This is a genomic window from Cupriavidus phytohabitans (assembly GCF_000426345.1).
GTDB lineage: Bacteria > Pseudomonadota > Gammaproteobacteria > Burkholderiales > Burkholderiaceae > Cupriavidus.
On record NZ_AUFE01000048.1, the window covers coordinates 29,071 to 48,132 of the forward strand.

Sequence of the window (19,062 nt, forward strand, 5' to 3'; positions counted from 1 at the left end):
CGTGCCGGCCTGTATTGTTGTCGTTGGCGTGTCAGGCGGGGCGAAGCGGCTAGCGCCCGTTGGCCTTGCGCCAGGCCACGAAATCCTCGCGCGCCTGCTCGCTGGTCGGCGGGTAGAGCCCGATGATCGAGCGGCCCTTGCTCACTTCCTCGGTGACAAAGTCCTCGAACGCCGTCATCTCCACGGCCTCGGCAGCGATCTCTTCGGCCAGGTGCGCCGGGATCACGATCACGCCCTCGCCGTCGCCGACCACCACGTCGCCGGGGAAGACCGCGACATCGCCGCAGCCGATCGGCACGTTGAACTCCAGCGCCTGGTGCAGCGTCAGGTTGGTCGGCGCCGAAGGCCGCTGGTGGTAGGCGGGCATGGCCAGCCGCGCGATCTCGGGCGAATCGCGGAAGCCGCCGTCGGTGACGATGCCGGCGCCGCCGCGCTGCATCAGCCGCGTGACCAGGATCGAGCCGGCCGAGGCCGCGCGCGCATCCTTGCGGCTGTCGATCACCAGCACCGCGCCCGGCGGGCATTGCTCGATCGCCTGCCGCTGCGGGTGCGCCGGGTCCTGGAACACGGTGATGGGGTTGAGGTCCTCGCGCGCCGGGATATAGCGCAGCGTGAAGGCCTCGCCCACCATGGTGCCGCCCTCCGGATTCAGCGGGCGTACGTCCTGGATAAACTGGTTGCGCAGGCCGCGCTTGAACAGCGCGGTGCACAGCGTGGCGGTGCTGACGGTCTTGAGCTGGTCCCGTACCGCGGGGCTGAGTCGGGTCATGGTGGTCCTTGCCGGTCTGGTGGCGTCAGTAGATGCTCGGTTCGCCGGTCGGCGCGCCGAAGTCGGTTTGCAGGAAATCGAAATCGCAGCCTTCGTTGGCCTGGCGGATATGCTGGGAGAACATCCAGCCATAGCCGCGCTCGAAGCGCGGCGGCGGCGGCGTCCACTCCGCACGGCGGCGCGCCAGCTCTTCGTCGGAGACTTCCAGGTGGATGCTGCGCCGTTCGATATCGACCGAGATCAGGTCGCCGGTGCGCACCAGGGCGAACGGTCCGCCCACGTACGATTCGGGCGACACATGGAGGATGCAGGCGCCGTAGCTGGTGCCGCTCATGCGCGCGTCGGACATGCGCAGCATGTCGCGCACGCCCTGCTTCACCAGCTTCTTCGGGATCGGCAGCATGCCCCACTCCGGCATGCCGGGGCCGCCCTGCGGGCCGGCGTTGCGCAGGATCAGCACGTGGTCGGCGGTGACGTCGAGGTCGTCGCGCTCCACCGCTTCCTTCATCGACGGGTAGTCCTCGAACACCAGCGCCGGGCCGGTGTGCCGGAAAAACCGTTTCTCGCACGCGCTGGGCTTGATCACGCAGCCGTCCGGCGCGATGTTGCCCTTCAGCACCGCCAGCGCGCCCTCCTGGTACAGCGCGTTCTCCGGCGTGCGGATCACGTCGTTGTTGTAGACCTCGGCATGGGCGATGGTTTCGCCCAGCCGGCGCCCGGTAATGGTGAGCGCGTCCAGGTGCAGGCGGTCGCTGATGCGCTGCATCAGCGCAGGCAGCCCGCCCGCGTAGAAGAAATCTTCCATCAGGTACTTGTCGCCGCTGGGCCGGATATTGGCGATCACCGGCACGCGCCGGCTGGCCGCATCGAAGTCTTCCAGGCCGATGTCATGGCCGGCGCGCCGGCCCATGGCGATGACGTGGATGATTGCGTTGGTCGAGCAGCCCATCGCCATCGCCACGGCGATCGCGTTTTCATAGGCCTGTCGGGTCTGGATGCGCTGCGGCGTCAGGTCTTCCCACACCATGTCGACGATGCGGCGGCCGGCTTCGGAGCACATGCGGATATGGTTGGCGTCGGCCGCCGGGATCGACGAAGCGCCGGGCAGCGTCATGCCGATGGCTTCGGCGATGGCCGTCATCGTGCTGGCCGTGCCCATCGTCATGCAGGTGCCGTGGCTGCGGGCGATGCCGGCCTCGATGCCGGTCCACTGCGCGTCGGTGATATTGCCGGCGCGGCGCTCGTCCCAGTACTTCCACGCGTCCGAGCCGGAGCCCAGCACGTTGCCCTTGTAGTTGCCGCGCAGCATCGGCCCGGCGGGAACGAAGATCGCCGGCACGCCGGCGCTGGTGGCGCCCATCAGCAGGCCCGGCGTGGTCTTGTCGCAGCCGCCCATCAGCACGGCGCCGTCGATCGGGTGCGAGCGGATCAGTTCTTCCGCCTCCATCGCGAGGAAATTGCGATAGAGCATGGTGGTCGGCTTGACCGAGCTTTCCGACAAGGAGATCGCCGGCAGTTCGATCGGGAAGCCGCCGGCCTGCAGGATGCCGCGCTTGACGTCGTCGACGCGCTGCTTGAAGTGGGCGTGGCAGGGATTGATGTCCGACCACGTATTGATGATGGCGATGACCGGCTTGCCCATCCACTCGCCCGGCGAGTAGCCCATCTGCATGATCCGGGACCGATGCCCCGACGAACGCAGGTCATCGGGTGCGAACCAGCGCGCGCTGCGCAGCGCGTCCGGCGTTTTCTTGCGAGCCGTCATGTGTCTCTTCCACCTTGTTATCTTGTGCCGGGCGATCGCGCCGCCGGGCATCGCTAGAAACATTAAAGCACTAATATATTAGTACGTCAATGCATGAGATTGCGGGTGAAATCCCTTAGAATCCAGCGCATCAGCAACGCCTCGGCGCCACCGGTGTGGCGATCCGGGCATGCGCCGAGCCTTCCCATGCCATCCGCAACCGTTCCTACCGCAGCCAAATTCCAGTTCGACCGCACGCGCCACGCGGCGCCGCAGGTGTTCGAGCACATGCGCGACCAGATCATCTCGATGGCCCTGCCCCCGGGCACCGTGCTGTCGCGCCCCGAGCTGGCCGACCAGTACGGCATCAGCCAGACCCCGGTGCGCGACGCATTGATCCGGCTCGGCGAAGAAGGCCTGGTCGACATCTTTCCGCAGCACGCCACCGTGGTCAGCCCGATCGACGTCGCCCTGGCCACGCAGGCGCACTTCCTGCGCCGCTCGGTCGAGCTGGAGATCGTGCGCACGCTGGCACAGCAGGCCGACCCGGTGCTGGTCGAGCGCCTGCGCGCCACGGTCGCGCGGCAGCGCAAGATGCTCGAGCTGCAGGACCTCGACGAATTCAACGTCAACGACCAGGCCTTCCACCGCGAACTCTACGAAGCGGCCCGGGTGCCCGACCTGTGGACCCTGGTGCGCCGGCAGAGCGGCCACCTCGACCGGCTGCGCCGCCTGCACCTGCCCATTCCCGGCAAGGCGATGGCGGTGCTGCGCGACCATGAGGCCATCGTCGATGCGATCGCGGCCGGCGATCCGGCGCGTGCCGAGAGCGCGCTGCGCGCGCACCTGTCCGGCACACTGGCGAATATCGACGAGATCCGCGGGCGCTTCACCGACTATTTCCGCTGACGGCACGGCGCCTCTACAGGGCCTCACTCGTCCACCCACATTGCCGGCGTGATCTGGCGTGGATCGGTCATCAGTTCGATCACGGCCGGCGTGCCTGCGGCGCGGGCGCGTTCGAAGGCATCGGCAAACCCGTCGGCATGCTCCACCCGCTCGGCCCACGCGCCGCAGGCGCGCGCCATGGCGACAAAGTCCGGGTTGCGGATGCCGGTGCCGCTGACGCGCCCCGGATAGCGCTTCGCCTGGTGCATGCGGATGGTCCCGTACATGCCGTTGTTGACCAGCACGACGATCACATTGACCCCCGCCTCCGCCGCGGTCGCCAGTTCTTGCGGATACATCTGGAAGCAGCCGTCGCCGGCAAAGCAGACCACCATCCGCCGCGGCGCGCGCAGCTTGGCCGCGATGGCGGCCGGCAGGCCATAGCCCATGGCGCCACAGGTGGGGGCCAGTTCGGTGCGCGGCTGCCGGTAGGCGAAGAAGCGGTGCAGCCAGACCGTGTAGTTGCCGGCGCCGTTGCTGAGGATGGCGTCGTCCGGCAGCGTCTGGTCGAGGTACTGCATCACCTGGCACAGGTCGACGCCGCGCGCCTGCGCGTTGGGCGCCAACGGGGCCGAGAAGGCGACGTGGTCGGCGCGCGCGGCGCGGGTCCATTCCGCCCAGCGCCGTGAGGAAGACAAGGAAGGCGCCGCCAGCGCGGCCAGCATGCGCGCCCCCGGGCCGATGCCGGCCTGGATCGCCAGTTCCGCCTGGTAGACGCGTCCAAGCTCGGCGCTGTCGGCATGCACGTGCACCAGCCGCTGGCGCGGCCGCGGCGGCGTCAGTAGCTGGTAGCCATCGGTGGCAATGTCGCCCAGGCGGGTGCCGAATGCCAGGATCAGGTCGGCGTCGCGCACGCGCTGCGCCAGGCGCGGGTTCATGCCCAGGCTCAGGTGGCCGGCATAGTGCGCGTCGCGGTTGTCGAAGACGTCCTGGCGGCGGAAGGCGCAGGCCACCGGCAGGTCCCAGGCCTTGACGAAGGCGGCGAAGTCCGACGCGGCTGCGGCGCTCCAGTTGGCGCCGCCGGCAATGACCAGCGGGCGCTCGGCAGCGGCCAGCGCGGCGCGCAGCGCCTCGGCATCGTCCTGCGACGGCGCCGCCGAGACCGGCCGGTACGGCGCGGCATCGGCGCATTCGCACAGGCCGTCGAGCACGTCTTCAGGCAGCGCCAGCACCACCGGTCCGGGCCGGCCCGAGGTCGCGCACTGGAACGCCCGCGCAACCAGTTCCGGGATGCGCTCCGGATCATCGATCTGGGCCACCCACTTGGCCATGCCCCCGAACATCGCGGTGTAGTCGACTTCCTGGAACGCCTCGCGCCCCATGTGATCGCGCGCGATCTGGCCGATGAACAGGATCATCGGCGTCGAATCCTGCGCCGCGATATGCACGCCGATGCTGGCATGGGTGGCGCCCGGCCCGCGCGTCACGAAGCAGATGCCAGGGCGGCCGGTCAGCTTGCCGTCGGCCTCGGCCATGTTGGCGGCAGCGCCCTCGTGCTTGCAGACCACCAGCTCGATGGCGGGCTGGTCGTGCAGCGCGTCCAGCACGTCGAGGAAACTCTCGCCCGGCACGCAGAAGACGCGGTCCGTACCGTGCAGGCGCAAGGCGTCGACCAGCGCGCGGCCGCCGGTGCGGCGCGTTGGTGCGGCAGTCCGGGCGGCATGGGTCGCTCGGGCGTCAGGCAAGGCAGTATCGGCAGGCATGGAGTTCATCAAGGTTCGGGAAAGGTACGGCGCCGATTGTTGTCCCGGGCCGGCCACGTCCGCTCGCGTCTTCCTGCATGCCTGCTTTGCAGAAAATGCAAGGCCGGGGTGGCCGCCGGCAGGTAGATTGCTGCCAGAATGTCCGCTCGCCCGGCCCGCGCCTTGCCATCGGGAAGGCGTTCCATCCAAGAACAAATCGAGACGACATGAGCGAACACCACATTTCCACGCCTGCCCTGCACCAATGGGTCACCGATCTCTGGCTGGCGGCCGGCTCCGGCGCGCGCGAGGCGCGCCTGACCGCGGACCACCTGGTCGGCGCCAACCTGAGCGGGCACGATTCGCACGGTGTCGGCATGATCCCCAAGTACGTGCTGTCGTGGCAGGCCGACGAACTGCAGCTGAACCGCAACGTCAGCGTGCTGCACGACGGCGGCAGCATGCTGAGCCTGGACGGCAACCGCGGCATGGGCCAGGCGGTGACCGAGGAAGCCATGGCGCTGGCGATCGGCCGGGCCAGGGAGCATGGCGTCTGCGTGATGGGACTGCGCCAGTCGCACCATCTGGGACGCGTCGGCCACTGGGCCGAGCAGGCGTGCGCGGCCGGCATGATCTCGATCCACTTCGTCAACGTGCTGTCCAGGCCCATCGTCGCCCCGCACGGCGGCAGCGAAGCGCGCTTCGGCACCAATCCCTTCACGATCGGCTTGCCGGTGGCGGGCGCGCAGCCGCTGGTGCTCGACTTTGCCACCAGCGCGATCGCGCTCGGCAAGGTGCGCGTGGCCCACAACAAGGGGATCGAGGTGCCTGCCGGCTGCCTGATCGATGCGGAAGGTGCACCGACCACGCGGCCCGAGGTGATGTTCCCCGCCGATGGCGCCGCGCAGGGCGCGCTGCAGGCGTTCGGCGAGCACAAGGGCTATGTGCTGGCGGTGATGTGCGAACTGCTGGGCGCCGCGGTGGCCGGCGGCCACACCATCCGGCCCGAGACACTGACGCACCGCCACGCGGTGTGGAACAACATGCTGGCGATCGTGTTCGACCCGCAGCGGCTCGGCACCAGCACCAGCTTCGGCGGCGAGGTCCAGGCCTTTGCCGACTGGATCCGCTCGTCGCGGCAGCAGACCGGCCAGGCCGGCATCGCCCTGCCCGGCGAGCCCGAACGGCAACGCCGGCGCGAACGTGCCGAAGCCATCCCGGTGGACAGCGGCACGCTGGCCCAGCTTGACGACGCCGCCGCGCGCGTGCAGTCGGTCCGTGGCACTTCGCCCGGTCCGCTGTCGCGGCTCTCGCGGCTGGCGGCCTGAGCATTACCTCACACCCCGACCCAAAGGAAGCACACCGCATGCCCTCGGCTAACCATCCACGCGCCCCCTATTCGCCCCTGCCCAACACCTTCCGTGCCGCCGTGCTTGGCCAGCAACGCCAGATCGGCTGCTGGTGCTCGCTGGCCAGCCCGTTGACCACCGAGATCGTCGGCGTGGCCGGCTTCGACTGGCTGCTGCTCGATACCGAGCATGCCCCCAACGACCCGCTGACGCTGCTGCCGCAGCTGATGGCGCTGAAGGACAGCGTCAGCGCCCCCGTGGTGCGGCCGGCGTGGAACGACCCGATCCTGCTCAAGCGCCTGCTCGACCTGGGCTTCTACAACTTCCTGATCCCGTTCGTGGAAAGCGCCGAGCAGGCGCGCCAGGCAGTATCGGCGACCCGCTACCCGCCGCTGGGCACGCGCGGCGTGGCGATGACGCAGCGGAGCAACCGCTATGGCACCATGCCGGGCTATTTCGAGCAGATCAACGACAACCTGTGCGTGCTGGTGCAGATCGAGAGCCGGAAAGGTGTGGATGCCGCGGAGGAGATCTGCGCGGTGGAAGGCGTCGACGGCATCTTCATCGGCCCCAACGACCTGGCGGCCGCCTGCGGCCATCTCGGCAACCCCAACCACCCTGAAGTCCAGGCTGAAGTCGAGCGCATCTTCCGGGCCGCAAGGCAGGCCGGCAAGGCTGTCGGCACGCTGACGCCGGTCGAGGCCGACGCGCGCCGCTACCTGGACATGGGCGCCAGCTTCGTCGCGGTCGGGCTGGACCACGTGCTGCTGCGCCAGGCCACGCAGGCGCTGCGGGACCGCTTTGCCGACCGAGGGTAGCGGGCGGGGGATGCGCTGATCAGACCAGCCGGGCGCCCGGCCACGCGCCCGACATCACGGTATTGCGCACCGACTGGCGCACGGTCTGCATGATGTCCCACAGCTCCGGCACCGGCGGCCGGTTGCGCGCGGTGGCCAGCGCCACCTGTCGCGTCACCACCGGCTCGACCAGCCTGGCGCAGCGCAGCCGCCCCTGCGCCACGCGGTCCGCCACCGCGGCGAACGGCAGCAGCGTGGCGCCGCAGCCATCCTCGACCAGCCGCATCGACACGGTATTCGACGCATCGCATTCCAGCGCCAGCTGCAGCGACTTGCCGGCGCGCGCCACCAGGTTTTCGGCCAGCACGCGCAGCCCGTGGCCGGTGCTGGGCAGGATCAGCGGCACCTCGTCCAGGCTGGCGCAGCGGAACGTCGGCCCGATATGGTTCCATGACGTCGGCGTAACCAGCGTCAGGTCTTCTTCCAGCAGCACGTCGACCTTGAGCGCGCCGTGCTGGTCGGGCAGGTAGAGCAGCGCGACATCGACTTCGCCTTCCGCCAGCCAGGCCAGCAACGGGCTGGCCAGCCCTTCGACAAAACGCACCCGGGTCGCCGGGAAGCGCTGCCTGACGGCCGTGCCGATGCTGGCGAACGCGGTGTTGGCGATGGTGGGCTGCGCCGCGATGATCAGCTGCGCCGGCCCCTGCGCGGCCGAGGCCCGGATCGCTTCGCGCGCCTCGGCCAGCGTGGCCGAGACCTGCCGCGCATAGCCGAGCAGGGTCTGGCCGGCCTCGGTCAGGATCATGCCGCGGCCGGTGCGATGGAACAGCCGGGTATCGAGGCTGGCTTCCAGGCGCGCGATCTGCCGGCTGACCGTGGACTGGTCGGCGCCCTGCTCCAGCGCCGCGCGCGAAATGCTGCCCGTGCCGGCCACGCAGACAAAGCAGGCCAGGTCGTCGGAATGCAGCGGTGCGGGAGCACTGGCGCTCATGGCTAGCCCTGGCTGGCCTGGCTGGCCTGGCTGGCCAGAGGGCCGGTGGCCGCCAGCGCCAGGGCCAGCCGCGCGCCCACCTCGGCGTTGTGCCTGACCAGCGCGATATTCGTCGCCAGGCTGCGGCCGCCGGTCAGCGCCTTGATGCGGGCCAGCAGGAACGGCGTCACGGCCTTGCCGGTGATGCCTTGCGCGGCGGCTTCGGCCAGCGCCTGTGCGGTCAGGCCATCGATCTCCGCAGAGGCCATGGCCGCCGCTTCGGGCACCGGCGTGCTCAGCACCACGCCGCCCGCCAGGCCAAGGTCCCACTTGGCGCGGATGAAGCGCGCCTGCTGCGCCGGGTCATCGAGCCGGTAATCCGCGCGGAAGCCGCTGTCGCGCTTGTAGAACGCCGCCACGTTGTCCTGCCCGCAGCTGAGCACGGGCACGCCATGCGTCTCCAGGTATTCCAGCGTCAGGCCGATATCCAGCACCGATTTCGCGCCGGCGCAGACCACCGCCACCGAGGTTCTGGCCAGTTCCTGCAGGTCGGCCGAAATGTCGAAGGTTTCCTGCGCGCCGCGGTGCACGCCGCCGATGCCGCCGGTGACGAAGACCTCGATGCCCGCCAGCGCGGCGCAGATCATCGTTCCCGCGACGGTGGTGGCGCCGAGTTCGCCGCTGGCCAGCACCGCCGGCAGGTCGCGCCGGCTGACCTTGTGCGCCTGCCCGGAGCGGCCCAGCAGTTCCAGTTCGTCGTCGGACAGGCCGATGCGGATGCGCCCGCCGATCACCGCGATGGTCGCCGGCTCGGCGCCGAGGCTGCGGATCAGCGCCTCCACTTCGCGGGCGGTGCGCACGTTCTCGGGATAAGGCATGCCGTGCGCGATGATGGTCGATTCAAGGGCAACCACGGGGCGGCCCGCAGCCCGCGCGGCGGCTACAGGCGCACTGAAGTCCAGCCAGTCCTGGGCACGGATGGCATTCATCTCGGAGCGTTGGTGAACGGCCGGCACTGGCTAGTCGCTGCCCTTGACTGCCTTTTTCGTCGCATGCCAGCCCTGCTTTGTCGCAGAGCCGACGGCATGGCCGGCTTCCTTGGCCCCGCGGCCGACGGCATGCGCCGCATCGCGCACCGCGTGGCCGCCTTGCTTGCCCGCCGCCTTGACGTTGTGCTTGAACGCGCGCGCATCAGACGCCAGGCTTGCATAGGCCGGGACGCTGCATGCGGCCAGCAGCAGCGCTATCGTGATCGTTCTGGGGTTCATGAGCATTCGGGGGCCTTTTTCGACGCGGCAGCCAGCTGTGCCGCGTGCTTGATTTTAGCCGGGTCGCCTAAGCTATAACCGCGATCCGCCTCCGGAGCCGACATCGATGTGCCGCATCTTGCCCTCTCATGGCTTTCTGAGCACCCGAAAAAGCGGGCCGGCGCATACCCCGCGCATACACCGATTACGCCGTTCCGGCAAGTCGACAGTACCTTCCTTACGACTGCAAGGTGCTGCGACGCACCAATGGCTGTACAATGTCGGACCCCGATTCGAAGGCCATGGCGCGCCCCTGATTTGCGGCCCCTCGCCATCGCGAACCCCCTCTTTTGCCTCGACAGCAGGACGCGATGCACGTGATCGTGCGCGCTGCCGTCGAATTGCCATTCACGAAGGAAAAAGCAGTCAATGACAAGCGGCGCACAACGTACGGCAGCCAAATCACGAGATGCAGGAGCCATCAAGGGCCTAGGCCAGACCCCCGGCGGGTCCGCGGCACAGCTTGATCCCTCGGCCGAGGCCGCCGCGCGTAGCCAGCAATTGCGCGCCCTGATCCAGCTGGGCAAGCAGCGCGGGTACCTGACCCACGCCGACATCAGCGACCACCTGCCGGAAAATTTCGCCGACACGGCGGCGATGGAAAGCATCGTCAACACGTTCGCCGAAATGGGCGTGAAGATCTACGAGCAGACCCCGGATGCCGAGACGCTGCTGCTGAGCGACAGTCCGGTGGTCGCCTCCGACGACCAGGCCGAAGAAGAGGCCGAGGTGGCGCTGTCCACGGTCGACTCTGAATTCGGCCGCACCACCGACCCGGTGCGCATGTACATGCGCGAGATGAGCTCGGCCACGCTGCTCACGCGCAAGCAGGAAGTCGAGCTGGCCAAGCGCATCGAAGACGGCCTGAACAACATGATCCATGCGGTCTCGGCGTGCCCGTCGACGATCGCGACGATCCTGGAACTGTCCGAACGGGTCTCCGCCAACGAGATGGCGATCGACGACCTGGTCGACGGCCTGAGCGACGAGAGCACTGCGGAAGCCGCCGCGGCCCCCGCTGCCGACGATGAGGTCGAAGACACCAGCGTCAGCGCCGATGACGAAGACGGCGACGAAGACGATGCCGACGAAGGCTCGACCCAGCAGGCCGGCGGCGCCGAGACCGACTCGGCGCAGCTGCGCGAGGAATGCCTGAAGCGGTTTGCGCGCGTGGCCGCGCAGTTCGAAGTGATGCGCAGCGAAGAGGCGGCCGACGGCACCCAGTCGCCGGCGTTCCTGGCCGCCCGCGACGCGGTGCGCGAAGAACTGCGCACGATCCGCTTCACCGCGAAGACCATCGAGCGCCTGTGCGCCGACGTGCAGTCGATGGTCGATGCCGTGCGCGCCGTCGAGCGCCAGGTGCTGCAGCTGCTGGTCGAGCGCTGCGGCATGCCGCGCGAGGACGTCGTGGCCCGCTTCCCCGGCAATGAAACCAACCTCGCCTGGGGCCAGGCACTGGTGGCGGAAAACCGCCCCTACAGCGCCGCCGTGGCGCGCGCCCTGCCCGACCTGGAGTCGCACCAGCAGAAGCTGATCGACATCCAGGCCCGCGCCACGCTGTCGCTGGCCGAGCTGAAGTCGGTCAACCGCAAGATGCTGGCCGCCGAGCGCCAGATGCGTCAGGCCAAGCACGAAATGACGCAGGCCAACCTGCGCCTGGTGATCTCGATCGCCAAGAAGTACACCAACCGCGGCCTGCTGTTCCTGGACCTGATCCAGGAAGGCAATATCGGCCTGATGAAGGCGGTGGACAAGTTCGAATACCGCCGCGGCTGGAAATTCTCCACCTACGCGACCTGGTGGGTGCGCCAGGCCGTCACGCGCGCCATCGCCGACCAGGCCCGGACCATCCGCGTGCCGGTCCACATGATCGAGCAGATCAACAAGCTCAACCGCCTGTCGCGCGAGATCATGCAGCAGACCGGCAAGGAGCCGGATCCGGCCGTGCTGGCCGAGCGCATGGACATGCCGGAAGAAAAGATCCGCTCGATCATGAAGATCGCCAAGGAGCCGGTGTCGATGGAAACGCCGGTGGGCGAGGACGGCGACACCAGCCTGGGCGACATGATCGCCGACTCGGACAACGCCACGCCGGCCGATGCCGCGCTGCAGGCGGGCCTGCGCGCGGTCGTGCGCGAGATGCTCGACGAGCTGACCCCGCGCGAAGCCAAGGTGCTGCGCATGCGCTTCGGCATCGACATGGCCAGCGACCATACGCTGGAAGAAGTCGGCAAGCAGTTCGACGTCACGCGCGAACGGATCCGCCAGATCGAGAGCAAGGCCATGAAGAAGCTCAAGCACCCGAGCCGCGCCGACCGGCTGATGACCTACCTGCGGGACGCCTGATCTCCGGCCGGCCGGCGCGTACCGGGCGGCGCATGGGAAGCTGCCGTGCCGGTTCGTCGCAATGTGGCCGGCTGACACACTTGTTAGGGCAAAATCCCGGTCTGGGTGGCCCGACGGGGCCACGGGAGCTTTTTCATGACTGACTCGAACCTATCTTTCTTCGGCAGGGTTTCGCTTGCCGTGGGCACCTTCTTCGCCATCCTCGGCGACGGCCAGCTCGCGGCCGGCATCAAGCGGCTGCGCAGCGGCGAGAGCGCCGCGCCGGCAGCGCCGGCCCCCGTCGCCGCGCCGGTCCCGGCAGCGGCGCCCGAGGCCCCCACGCTGAAGGAAGCCAGCCCGGTGGCGGCACTGCAGCTGCTGGGCCTGCTGCAGCGCGACGCCCGCTTCGTCGACTTCGTCGAGGAAGACATGGCCCGCTATTCCGACGCGGAAATCGGCGCCGCCGCACGCCTGGTGCACGACGGCTGCCGCGCGGTGCTGCGCGAGCACTTCACCATCCGCCCGGTGCGCGAGGAAGCCGAAGGCAGCCGCGTGACGGTGGCCGATGGTTTCGACGCCACCGCCATCCGCCTCACCGGCAACGTGGTCGGCAGCGCGCCGTTCCACGGCAGCATCAGCCACCGCGGCTGGAAGGTCGAGGAAGTGCGCCTGCCGCGCGTGGCCGAGCGCCATGACGCCACCGTGATCGCGCCGGCCGAGGTCGAGCTATGAGCGAAGCCCGCTACGCCATCGGTATCGACCTGGGCACCACCCACAGCGCTCTGTCCTACGTCGACCTGGCCGCCAGCGATGGCGAGAAGACCAGCCAGGACGTGCAGGCCATCGTGCAGCTGACCGCGCCGGGCGCCGTCGAAGACCTCGACCTGCTGCCCTCCTTCCTGTACCTGCCGCACGCGAGCGAGCTGTCGCCCGGCGACCTGGCGCTGCCATGGACCGCCGAGCGCGATTTCGCCGTGGGCGAGATGGCGCGCACCCGCGGCGCGGCCACGCCGATCCGGCTGGTGTCCAGCGCGAAAAGCTGGCTGTGCCACCCCGGCGTCGACCGCCGCGCGCAGATCCTGCCCGCCGACGCGCCGCCGGAAGTGTCGCGCGTGTCGCCGCTGGAAGCATCGGTGCGCTACCTGAGCCACCTGCGCGAGGCCTGGAACCAGGCCCATCCCGACGCGCCGTTCGGCGAGCAGGACATCACGGTCACGATCCCCGCATCGTTCGACCCCGCCGCACGCGAGCTGACCGCCGAAGCGGCAGCCGCGGCCGGCTATGCCCGCATGACCCTGCTGGAGGAACCGCAGGCCGCGCTGTACAGCTGGATCCAGAAAAGCGGCGGCCAGTGGCGCAAGCAGGTGAAGGTCGGCGACATCATCCTGGTCGTCGACGTCGGCGGCGGCACCACCGACCTGTCGCTGATCGCTGTGATCGAGCGCGACGGCAACCTGGAGCTGCACCGTGTCGCCGTGGGCGACCATATCCTGCTCGGCGGCGACAACATGGACCTGGCGCTGGCCCACGTGGTGGCGCGCAAGCTGGCCGCGCAAGGCACGCAGGCCGATCCGTGGCAGCTGCGCGCGCTGACCTACGCCTGCCGCGCTGCCAAGGAAACGCTGCTCACCGACCCCACCACCGACACCGTGCCGCTGGTCGTGCCGAGCCGCGGCTCCAAGCTGATCGGCGGCTCGATCCGCACCGACCTGACCCGCGCCGAGCTGACGCAGACCATCCTGGAAGGCTTCTTCCCGCAGGTCGACGCCTCGGCACGCCCGGTCAGCCGCGCGCGCGCCGGCCTGACACAGCTAGGCCTGCCGTACGCGCAGGATGCGGCCATCACGCGCCACCTGGCCGCATTCCTGGGCCGCCAGGTAGCCGCGCTGGCCGAACTGGAAGGCTTCCAGGGCGCGCAGCCGGAAGGCGCGACCTTGCTGCATCCGACCGCGGTGCTGTTCAACGGCGGCGTGTTCAAGTCGGAACTGCTGGTCGAGCGCATCCTGCAGACCCTCAACGGCTGGCTCGCCGGCGAAAACGCCGCACCCGCGCGGCTGCTGGGCGGCGCCGAGCTGGACCTGGCCGTGGCACGCGGCGCGGCGTACTACGGCTACGTGCGGCGCGGCAAGGGCGTGCGCATCCGTGGCGGTACCGCGCGTTCCTACTATGTCGCGGTGGAATCGTCGATGCCGGCCGTGCCCGGGTTCGAACCGCCGATCCAGGCGCTGTGCGTGGCGCCGTTCGGCATGGAAGAAGGCACCGACGCCGCGCTGCCGCCGCAGGAATTCGGCCTGGTGGTGGGCGAGCCGGTGCATTTCCGCTTCTTCGGCTCGTCGGTGCGCCGCCAGGACCAGGTCGGCACTTTGCTCGACTTCTGGGGTCCGGAAGAACTGCAGGAGCTGGAGGAAATCCAGGCGACCCTGCCCGCCGAAGGCCGCACCGCCGGTGAAGTCGTGCCGGTCAGGCTGCATGCGCGCGTGACCGAAGCCGGTACGCTGGAGCTGGAAGCCGTGCCGCGCGGCAACGGCGAGCGCTGGAAGGTCGAGTTCGACGTGCGCGGCAGCGCCGATGCCTGAGGCAGCGTCCGCGCCGGCGAAGCAGTACGTCGTCGGCATCGACCTCGGCACCAGCAATACGGTCGTCGCCTACGCGAGGGCCGGCTCGGACGATATCCGTGTGTTCGATATCGACCAGCTGGTCAGCCCCGGCGAAGTCGCGGCACGCCCGCTGCTGCCCTCGGTGCGCTACCACGCGGCGCCGGGCGAGCTCAGCGGTGACGATTTGCAGCTCCCCTGGCAGACCGCCGCCAGCGCCGCCGCGCGCCGGACCGTGTTCGGCCGCCTGGCGGCGACGCTGGGCGCGCAGGTGCCCGGCCGGCTTGTCGCCAGCGCCAAGAGCTGGCTGTCGCACGCATCGGTCGACCGCACCGCGCCCATCCTGCCGTGGGGCGGGCCCGACGACGCCGACAAGATCTCGCCGGTGGTCGCCAGCGCCAGCTACCTTGGCTATGTCGCCTCGGCATGGAACCACCGTTTCCCCGATGCGCCGCTCGAGCAGCAGGACGTGGTGCTTACCGTGCCTGCTTCGTTCGACGAAGGCGCGCGCGCGCTGACGCTCGAAGCAGCGCGCCTGGCCGGGTTGCCGGCGCTGCGCCTGCTTGAAGAACCGCAGGCTGCGCTCTACGACTGGCTCTTCCATCATCGCCAGACGCTGGATACCGATCTCGCGCAGACACGCCTGGTGCTGATCTGCGACGTCGGTGGTGGCACCACCGACCTGACGCTGATCCGCGTGGAGATGCAGGACGGACAGCCGCAGTTGACGCGCATTGGTGTGGGCAACCACCTGATGCTTGGCGGCGACAACATGGACCTGGCGCTGGCGCACCTGGTCGAAGCGCGCCTCGGCGCGGGCCAGCGGCTGTCGGCCTCCAGCCTGTCGCAACTGGTGGCTCGCAGCCGTGCGGCCAAGGAACAGTTGCTCAGCGCGCAGGCGCCGGATTCCGTCACGGTCACGCTGCTCGGTGCAGGTTCGAAGCTGGTCGGCGGCGCGCGATCGGTGGAGGTGGCGCGGGAGGAAGTCGAGCAACTCGTTGTCGACGGTTTCTTTCCCAGGGTTGCATCCGGAGAACGACCCGGCCGCGCGCGTGGCGCCATCGTCGAGTTCGGCCTGCCCTATGCGTCCGACCCCGCCGTAACGCGACACGTCGCCGGCTTTCTGGCGCAGCACGCCGCGCAGTCGCGCATCGCGCTGGAGGCGCCGCCCGTGCAGGACGATGCCCTGCCCGTACCCGACACGCTGCTGCTCAACGGCGGCGTATTCCGCGCGCAAGCGCTGGCAGGCCGCATCGCCGAGACACTGGGCGCATGGCGCGGTGCGCCGCTACACGTGCTGCATAACGCCGACCCCGACATCGCCGTGGCGCGCGGCGCGGTCGCCTATGCAAGGGCCCGCAGCGGCCAGGCGCCGCGCATCGGTGGCGGTTCGCCGCGCAGCTACTTCCTTGTCCTCGATGACAGTGCGACGGGCCAGCAAGGCATCTGCCTGCTGCCCAAGGGCACCGAGGAAGGCCATGAGGTCCACCTCAGCGACCGTACTTTTGCGCTGCGGGTCGGGCACCCGGTGCAATTCCACCTTGTGTCGTCCGTCGCCGATACCGTCTATCAACCAGGCGAACTGGTCGACCTGTCGGCGGGCGACTTCGTGCGGCTGCCGCCGATCGCCACCGTCGTGCCGCCGCGCGGCGCCCGCGGTCCGCGCGAGACGCCGGTGCAGATCAGCACCTCGCTGACCGAGGTGGGCACGCTCGAAGTCCACTGCATCGATATCGCTGATGCCGCGCAACGCTGGCGGCTGGAGTTCCAGCTGCGCGGCAACGACGCCCCGGCGGAAGCGCCGGCACCCGCGACAGCGCACCCGTCGCTGCCGCAAGCCATCGAGGCGATCGACCGCACCTTTGGCGCACGCTCGCAGGATGTGGGCCCCAAGGAGGTCAAGCGCTTGCGCGCGCAGCTGGAGCAGATGCTGGGCCCGCGCGAGCAATGGGACAGTGCCCTGCTGCGCGAGCTGTTCGGTGCCTTCTGGGAGCGCGCCAAACGCCGTCGCCGCACGGCCGACCATGAACGCCTGTGGCTGAACCTGGCCGGCTATTGCGTGCGGCCGGGCTTCGGCTATCCGCTGGACGAATGGCGCGTCGAGCAGCTCTGGTCGCAGTACGACCAGGGCATCCAGTATGTCAACGAAACCCAGAACTGGTCGGAATGGTGGACGCTGTGGCGGCGCGCCGCCGGCGGTCTCGATGAAAGCGCGCAACTGCGCTTGTTCGAAGACATGGCGTTCTACCTGCAGCCCCCCGGCAGCGGATACTACAAGAAGCCTGCCGGTCCCACGCGCGGCGGCTATGCCGACATGGTGCGCCTGGCCGGATCGCTCGAACGCCTGTCGGCCGACACCAAGATCGAGCTTGCCGGCTGGCTGCTGACACGGCTGCGCAAGCCATCGGAAAACAACCTGGCCTGGTGGGCGGTGGGCCGCATCGGCGCGCGCATGCCGTTCTATGGCAGCGCGCACAGCGTCGTGCCGGCGGAGATCGCCACGCAATGGATCGACGCAATCCTCGCGCTCGACTGGAAGAAGGTCGAGCCGGCCGCCTTCGCCGCGGTGCAGATCGCGCGCATGACCGGCGACCGCACCCGCGACCTGCCCGACGAGACCCGGGCCGATGTGCTGCGCCGGCTCGAAGCCGTCAACGCGCCACAAAGCTGGATCGCCATGGTCCGCGAAGTCGTCGAGCTCAGTGCCGCGGACGAGGGACGGGTCTTCGGAGAAGCGCTGCCCGCGGGCCTCAAGCTGATCGCGGGGTGATCGCCGGGTGAGTCGCCGGCCTTCCCATGTGCCCGTGGCGTCATTTGAAGGTGCTTTGAATTTCTCCTATGCTGACTTGCTCCTGCTGCCGTGTAGCGGCAGCCAGCCCTTCAAGGAGCAAGACAATGCGCGTCATGGTGATCGTCAAGGCAACGAGCGATTCCGAAGCCGGCAAGATGCCGGGCACTGAATTGCTGGCGGCAATGGGCAACTTCAACGAAGAGCTGGTCAAGGCCGGCATCATGCTCGCCGGCGAGGGCCTGCATCCGAGCGTAAAGGGCAAGCGCGTGCGCTTCTCCGGAAAAGAACGGACCGTGACCGACGGCCCGTTTGCGCAAACCAACGAACTCGTCGCAGGTTTCTGGCTATGGCAGGTCAAATCGATGGACGAGGCGATCTCATGGGTCAGGCGCTGCCCCAATCCCATGGAGGGCGAGTCGGAGATCGAGATTCGTCCGGTGTTCGAGGCCGATGATTTCGGGTCGGAGTTCACGCCCGAACTGCGCGAGCAGGAAGAGCGGCTGCGCGCGCAGGTCGACGAGCAGGCCAACAAACCGCGTTGACAAGGGCTAGAGGCGTACGGCGTACGGAAAGCCATACTGCCTGCTGAGCCGGTCAAGCCTGGCGCGCAGGCTGGCCAGTTCGCCGGCCAGCTGCCGTGCCATGATCGGCAGCGGCCCTGGCTCCAACTCCGCCACGGCGGCTCGTGGTGCCGACGCCGGCAATGGCGCCTGGGCCGTTTCCAGGGCGTCGGCCATGGCCAGCAGAGCGGCATCGATGCCCGGATCGTCGCCCTCCCGCAAGCCGCCTTCAAACTCCATCGTAGCCATCAGTTCCAGCGCGCTGATACAGACGCGCGCGCCATGCTGGATTTCCTCGAACTCGGCGGCTGGCACGCCGGTCTCCTTGGCGACAGAGGGAATCAGCCCGCGCAGCGGGATCAGCTTCACGCCCAAATCCACCATCGCGGCGCGCAGCTCGGCGGCGTCGGCAAAACCGTGCTGCATCCGCGTATGGACCGCCATGCTGGCGCGCAACAGACCCGCCAGCCGGATGCGCCAGGAATATGAGGCGTAGGCGGGCAATGCAAAGGAAAACACCAGGGCGATCGCGGTACCGATAAACACGTCAGCGGTGCGCCAGAACGCATCGGCGATATTCTGTTCGCCATGGCCAGCTGTGATCACCACGGTAATTGCCGCCAGCAGTGCGATATAGCCGCCCTGGCCAATGGCATGGTACGCGCAATAACCGCAGATCAGCGCCAGCAGCGCATAGGTCAGCAACGGCCAGCCAAAGAATGACTGCTGCACGATCAGCGCCAGGCCGATGAGTGCCCCGATCAGGGTACCGATGCCGCGTTCCGCGGCGCGGCGCCGGATATTGCCGTGGTGCTGGAGGCCGCCGATGACAACCAGTACGGTGATGGTGGCCCACTCACCGTGGGGGATATCGATGCCGGTGGTCAGGGCAATTGATGCCAGCAATGCCAGCGCGACGCGCGTGGCGTGGAACAGCCTGGCTTGCCGAAAGCGCCGGTTTGTATCGAACAGCGCGTCGGTGGTTTTGCGCAGGATGGCTAGCATGGTTTTGCTTGGCGTGGCGGGGATTGCCAAGTTTATGGTATCGGAGGTTTTTGAGCTGTGCCTCGGCAATCGCTGTTGGTGACATGCTGTCGGGTGTTTAAGCGCGCGCGCTGTCGCTGTTGGTGACATGTCACCAACCACCTTGCAACAAAAATCAAAATCCAAAAAGCAAAAACCCCTCGCAGCACACGCTGTCGAGGGGTTTTGCACAATAAGAGCCT

Annotated in this window: 15 protein-coding genes; 8 read left to right on the plus strand and 7 right to left on the minus strand. The window is 68.7% G+C overall.

Going from position 1 to position 19,062, the window contains the following annotated elements:
• Positions 1-49: 49 nt before the first annotated feature.
• The gene (locus K309_RS0125790; protein WP_029049079.1) at positions 50-769 is read right to left on the minus strand and encodes a ribonuclease activity regulator RraA; all 720 of its coding nucleotides are present in this window, start codon (positions 767-769) and stop codon (positions 50-52) included.
• Between the two features lie 25 nt (positions 770-794).
• Positions 795-2,534: an L-arabinonate dehydratase gene (gene araD / locus K309_RS0125795; RefSeq protein WP_029049080.1), complete on the minus strand. Its 1,740-nt coding sequence runs from the start codon at positions 2,532-2,534 to the stop codon at positions 795-797.
• A gap of 186 nt (positions 2,535-2,720) precedes the next feature.
• Between araD and K309_RS0125800 the strand changes: the two genes are divergently transcribed.
• Positions 2,721-3,422: a GntR family transcriptional regulator gene (locus K309_RS0125800; RefSeq protein ID WP_029049081.1), complete on the plus strand. Its 702-nt coding sequence runs from the start codon at positions 2,721-2,723 to the stop codon at positions 3,420-3,422.
• A 23-nt stretch (positions 3,423-3,445) separates the two neighbouring features.
• Here the strand turns inward: K309_RS0125800 and K309_RS0125805 are convergent, their stop codons facing one another.
• Complete coding sequence (locus K309_RS0125805) at positions 3,446-5,164, minus strand: thiamine pyrophosphate-binding protein (RefSeq protein ID WP_051320603.1); 1,719 nt, start codon at positions 5,162-5,164, stop codon at positions 3,446-3,448.
• A gap of 206 nt (positions 5,165-5,370) precedes the next feature.
• On the opposite strand from K309_RS0125805, the gene K309_RS0125810 reads away from it, so the two are divergent.
• Positions 5,371-6,471 (plus strand): malate/lactate/ureidoglycolate dehydrogenase, encoded by a 1,101-nt coding sequence (locus K309_RS0125810; protein ID WP_029049083.1) that lies wholly within the window; start codon positions 5,371-5,373, stop codon positions 6,469-6,471.
• A gap of 38 nt (positions 6,472-6,509) precedes the next feature.
• Entirely contained in the window at positions 6,510-7,310 is an 801-nt protein-coding gene (garL, locus tag K309_RS0125815; RefSeq protein ID WP_051320604.1) for a 2-dehydro-3-deoxyglucarate aldolase, read from the plus strand.
• A 19-nt stretch (positions 7,311-7,329) separates the two neighbouring features.
• Here the strand turns inward: garL and K309_RS0125820 are convergent, their stop codons facing one another.
• From K309_RS0125820 to K309_RS0125830, 3 genes are read right to left on the minus strand one after another with little or no spacing between them, the layout of a single operon-like run.
• Complete coding sequence (locus K309_RS0125820; RefSeq protein WP_035878394.1) at positions 7,330-8,280, minus strand: LysR family transcriptional regulator; 951 nt, start codon at positions 8,278-8,280, stop codon at positions 7,330-7,332.
• 2 nt (positions 8,281-8,282) lie between these two features.
• A complete protein-coding gene (locus K309_RS0125825) occupies positions 8,283-9,248 on the minus strand; it encodes a pseudouridine-5'-phosphate glycosidase (RefSeq protein WP_029049086.1) in 966 nt (321 codons plus the stop codon).
• Between the two features lie 30 nt (positions 9,249-9,278).
• A complete protein-coding gene (locus K309_RS0125830; protein WP_029049087.1) occupies positions 9,279-9,527 on the minus strand; it encodes a hypothetical protein in 249 nt (82 codons plus the stop codon).
• Between the two features lie 408 nt (positions 9,528-9,935).
• On the opposite strand from K309_RS0125830, the gene rpoD reads away from it, so the two are divergent.
• The 5 genes from rpoD (at position 9,936) to K309_RS0125855 (ending at position 17,818) form a co-directional block, all read left to right on the plus strand.
• Positions 9,936-11,912 (plus strand): RNA polymerase sigma factor RpoD, encoded by a 1,977-nt coding sequence (gene rpoD, locus K309_RS0125835; protein ID WP_029049088.1) that lies wholly within the window; start codon positions 9,936-9,938, stop codon positions 11,910-11,912.
• Positions 11,913-12,047: 135 nt separating this feature from the next.
• Positions 12,048-12,623: a DUF2760 domain-containing protein gene (locus K309_RS0125840; protein WP_029049089.1), complete on the plus strand. Its 576-nt coding sequence runs from the start codon at positions 12,048-12,050 to the stop codon at positions 12,621-12,623.
• Positions 12,620-14,467, plus strand: a complete 1,848-nt coding sequence (locus K309_RS0125845) for an Hsp70 family protein (RefSeq protein ID WP_029049090.1) — start codon at positions 12,620-12,622, stop codon at positions 14,465-14,467. The genes K309_RS0125840 and K309_RS0125845 overlap by 4 nt, the downstream gene beginning before the upstream one ends.
• Positions 14,460-17,255, plus strand: coding sequence for an Hsp70 family protein (locus K309_RS0125850; protein ID WP_029049091.1), 2,796 nt, complete (start codon positions 14,460-14,462; stop codon positions 17,253-17,255). Before K309_RS0125845 ends, K309_RS0125850 begins: the two co-directional genes overlap by 8 nt.
• 125 nt (positions 17,256-17,380) lie before the next feature.
• Positions 17,381-17,818 (plus strand): YciI family protein, encoded by a 438-nt coding sequence (locus K309_RS0125855; RefSeq protein WP_029049092.1) that lies wholly within the window; start codon positions 17,381-17,383, stop codon positions 17,816-17,818.
• A 6-nt stretch (positions 17,819-17,824) separates the two neighbouring features.
• Here the strand turns inward: K309_RS0125855 and K309_RS0125860 are convergent, their stop codons facing one another.
• Positions 17,825-18,970: an FUSC family protein gene (locus K309_RS0125860; protein WP_232232488.1), complete on the minus strand. Its 1,146-nt coding sequence runs from the start codon at positions 18,968-18,970 to the stop codon at positions 17,825-17,827.
• Positions 18,971-19,062 lie beyond the last annotated feature (92 nt).

Coding starts and splice junctions, on each gene's coding strand:
- K309_RS0125790 (WP_029049079.1), bottom strand. CDS start 769: ATGACCCGACTCAGCCCCGCGGTACGGGACCAGCTCAAGACCGTCAGC.
- araD (WP_029049080.1), bottom strand. CDS start 2,534: ATGACGGCTCGCAAGAAAACGCCGGACGCGCTGCGCAGCGCGCGCTGG.
- K309_RS0125800 (WP_029049081.1), top strand. CDS start 2,721: ATGCCATCCGCAACCGTTCCTACCGCAGCCAAATTCCAGTTCGACCGC.
- K309_RS0125805 (WP_051320603.1), bottom strand. CDS start 5,164: ATGCCTGCCGATACTGCCTTGCCTGACGCCCGAGCGACCCATGCCGCC.
- K309_RS0125810 (WP_029049083.1), top strand. CDS start 5,371: ATGAGCGAACACCACATTTCCACGCCTGCCCTGCACCAATGGGTCACC.
- garL (WP_051320604.1), top strand. CDS start 6,510: ATGCCCTCGGCTAACCATCCACGCGCCCCCTATTCGCCCCTGCCCAAC.
- K309_RS0125820 (WP_035878394.1), bottom strand. CDS start 8,280: ATGAGCGCCAGTGCTCCCGCACCGCTGCATTCCGACGACCTGGCCTGC.
- K309_RS0125825 (WP_029049086.1), bottom strand. CDS start 9,248: ATGAATGCCATCCGTGCCCAGGACTGGCTGGACTTCAGTGCGCCTGTA.
- K309_RS0125830 (WP_029049087.1), bottom strand. CDS start 9,527: ATGAACCCCAGAACGATCACGATAGCGCTGCTGCTGGCCGCATGCAGC.
- rpoD (WP_029049088.1), top strand. CDS start 9,936: ATGACAAGCGGCGCACAACGTACGGCAGCCAAATCACGAGATGCAGGA.
- K309_RS0125840 (WP_029049089.1), top strand. CDS start 12,048: ATGACTGACTCGAACCTATCTTTCTTCGGCAGGGTTTCGCTTGCCGTG.
- K309_RS0125845 (WP_029049090.1), top strand. CDS start 12,620: ATGAGCGAAGCCCGCTACGCCATCGGTATCGACCTGGGCACCACCCAC.
- K309_RS0125850 (WP_029049091.1), top strand. CDS start 14,460: ATGCCTGAGGCAGCGTCCGCGCCGGCGAAGCAGTACGTCGTCGGCATC.
- K309_RS0125855 (WP_029049092.1), top strand. CDS start 17,381: ATGCGCGTCATGGTGATCGTCAAGGCAACGAGCGATTCCGAAGCCGGC.
- K309_RS0125860 (WP_232232488.1), bottom strand. CDS start 18,970: ATGTCACCAACAGCGACAGCGCGCGCGCTTAAACACCCGACAGCATGT.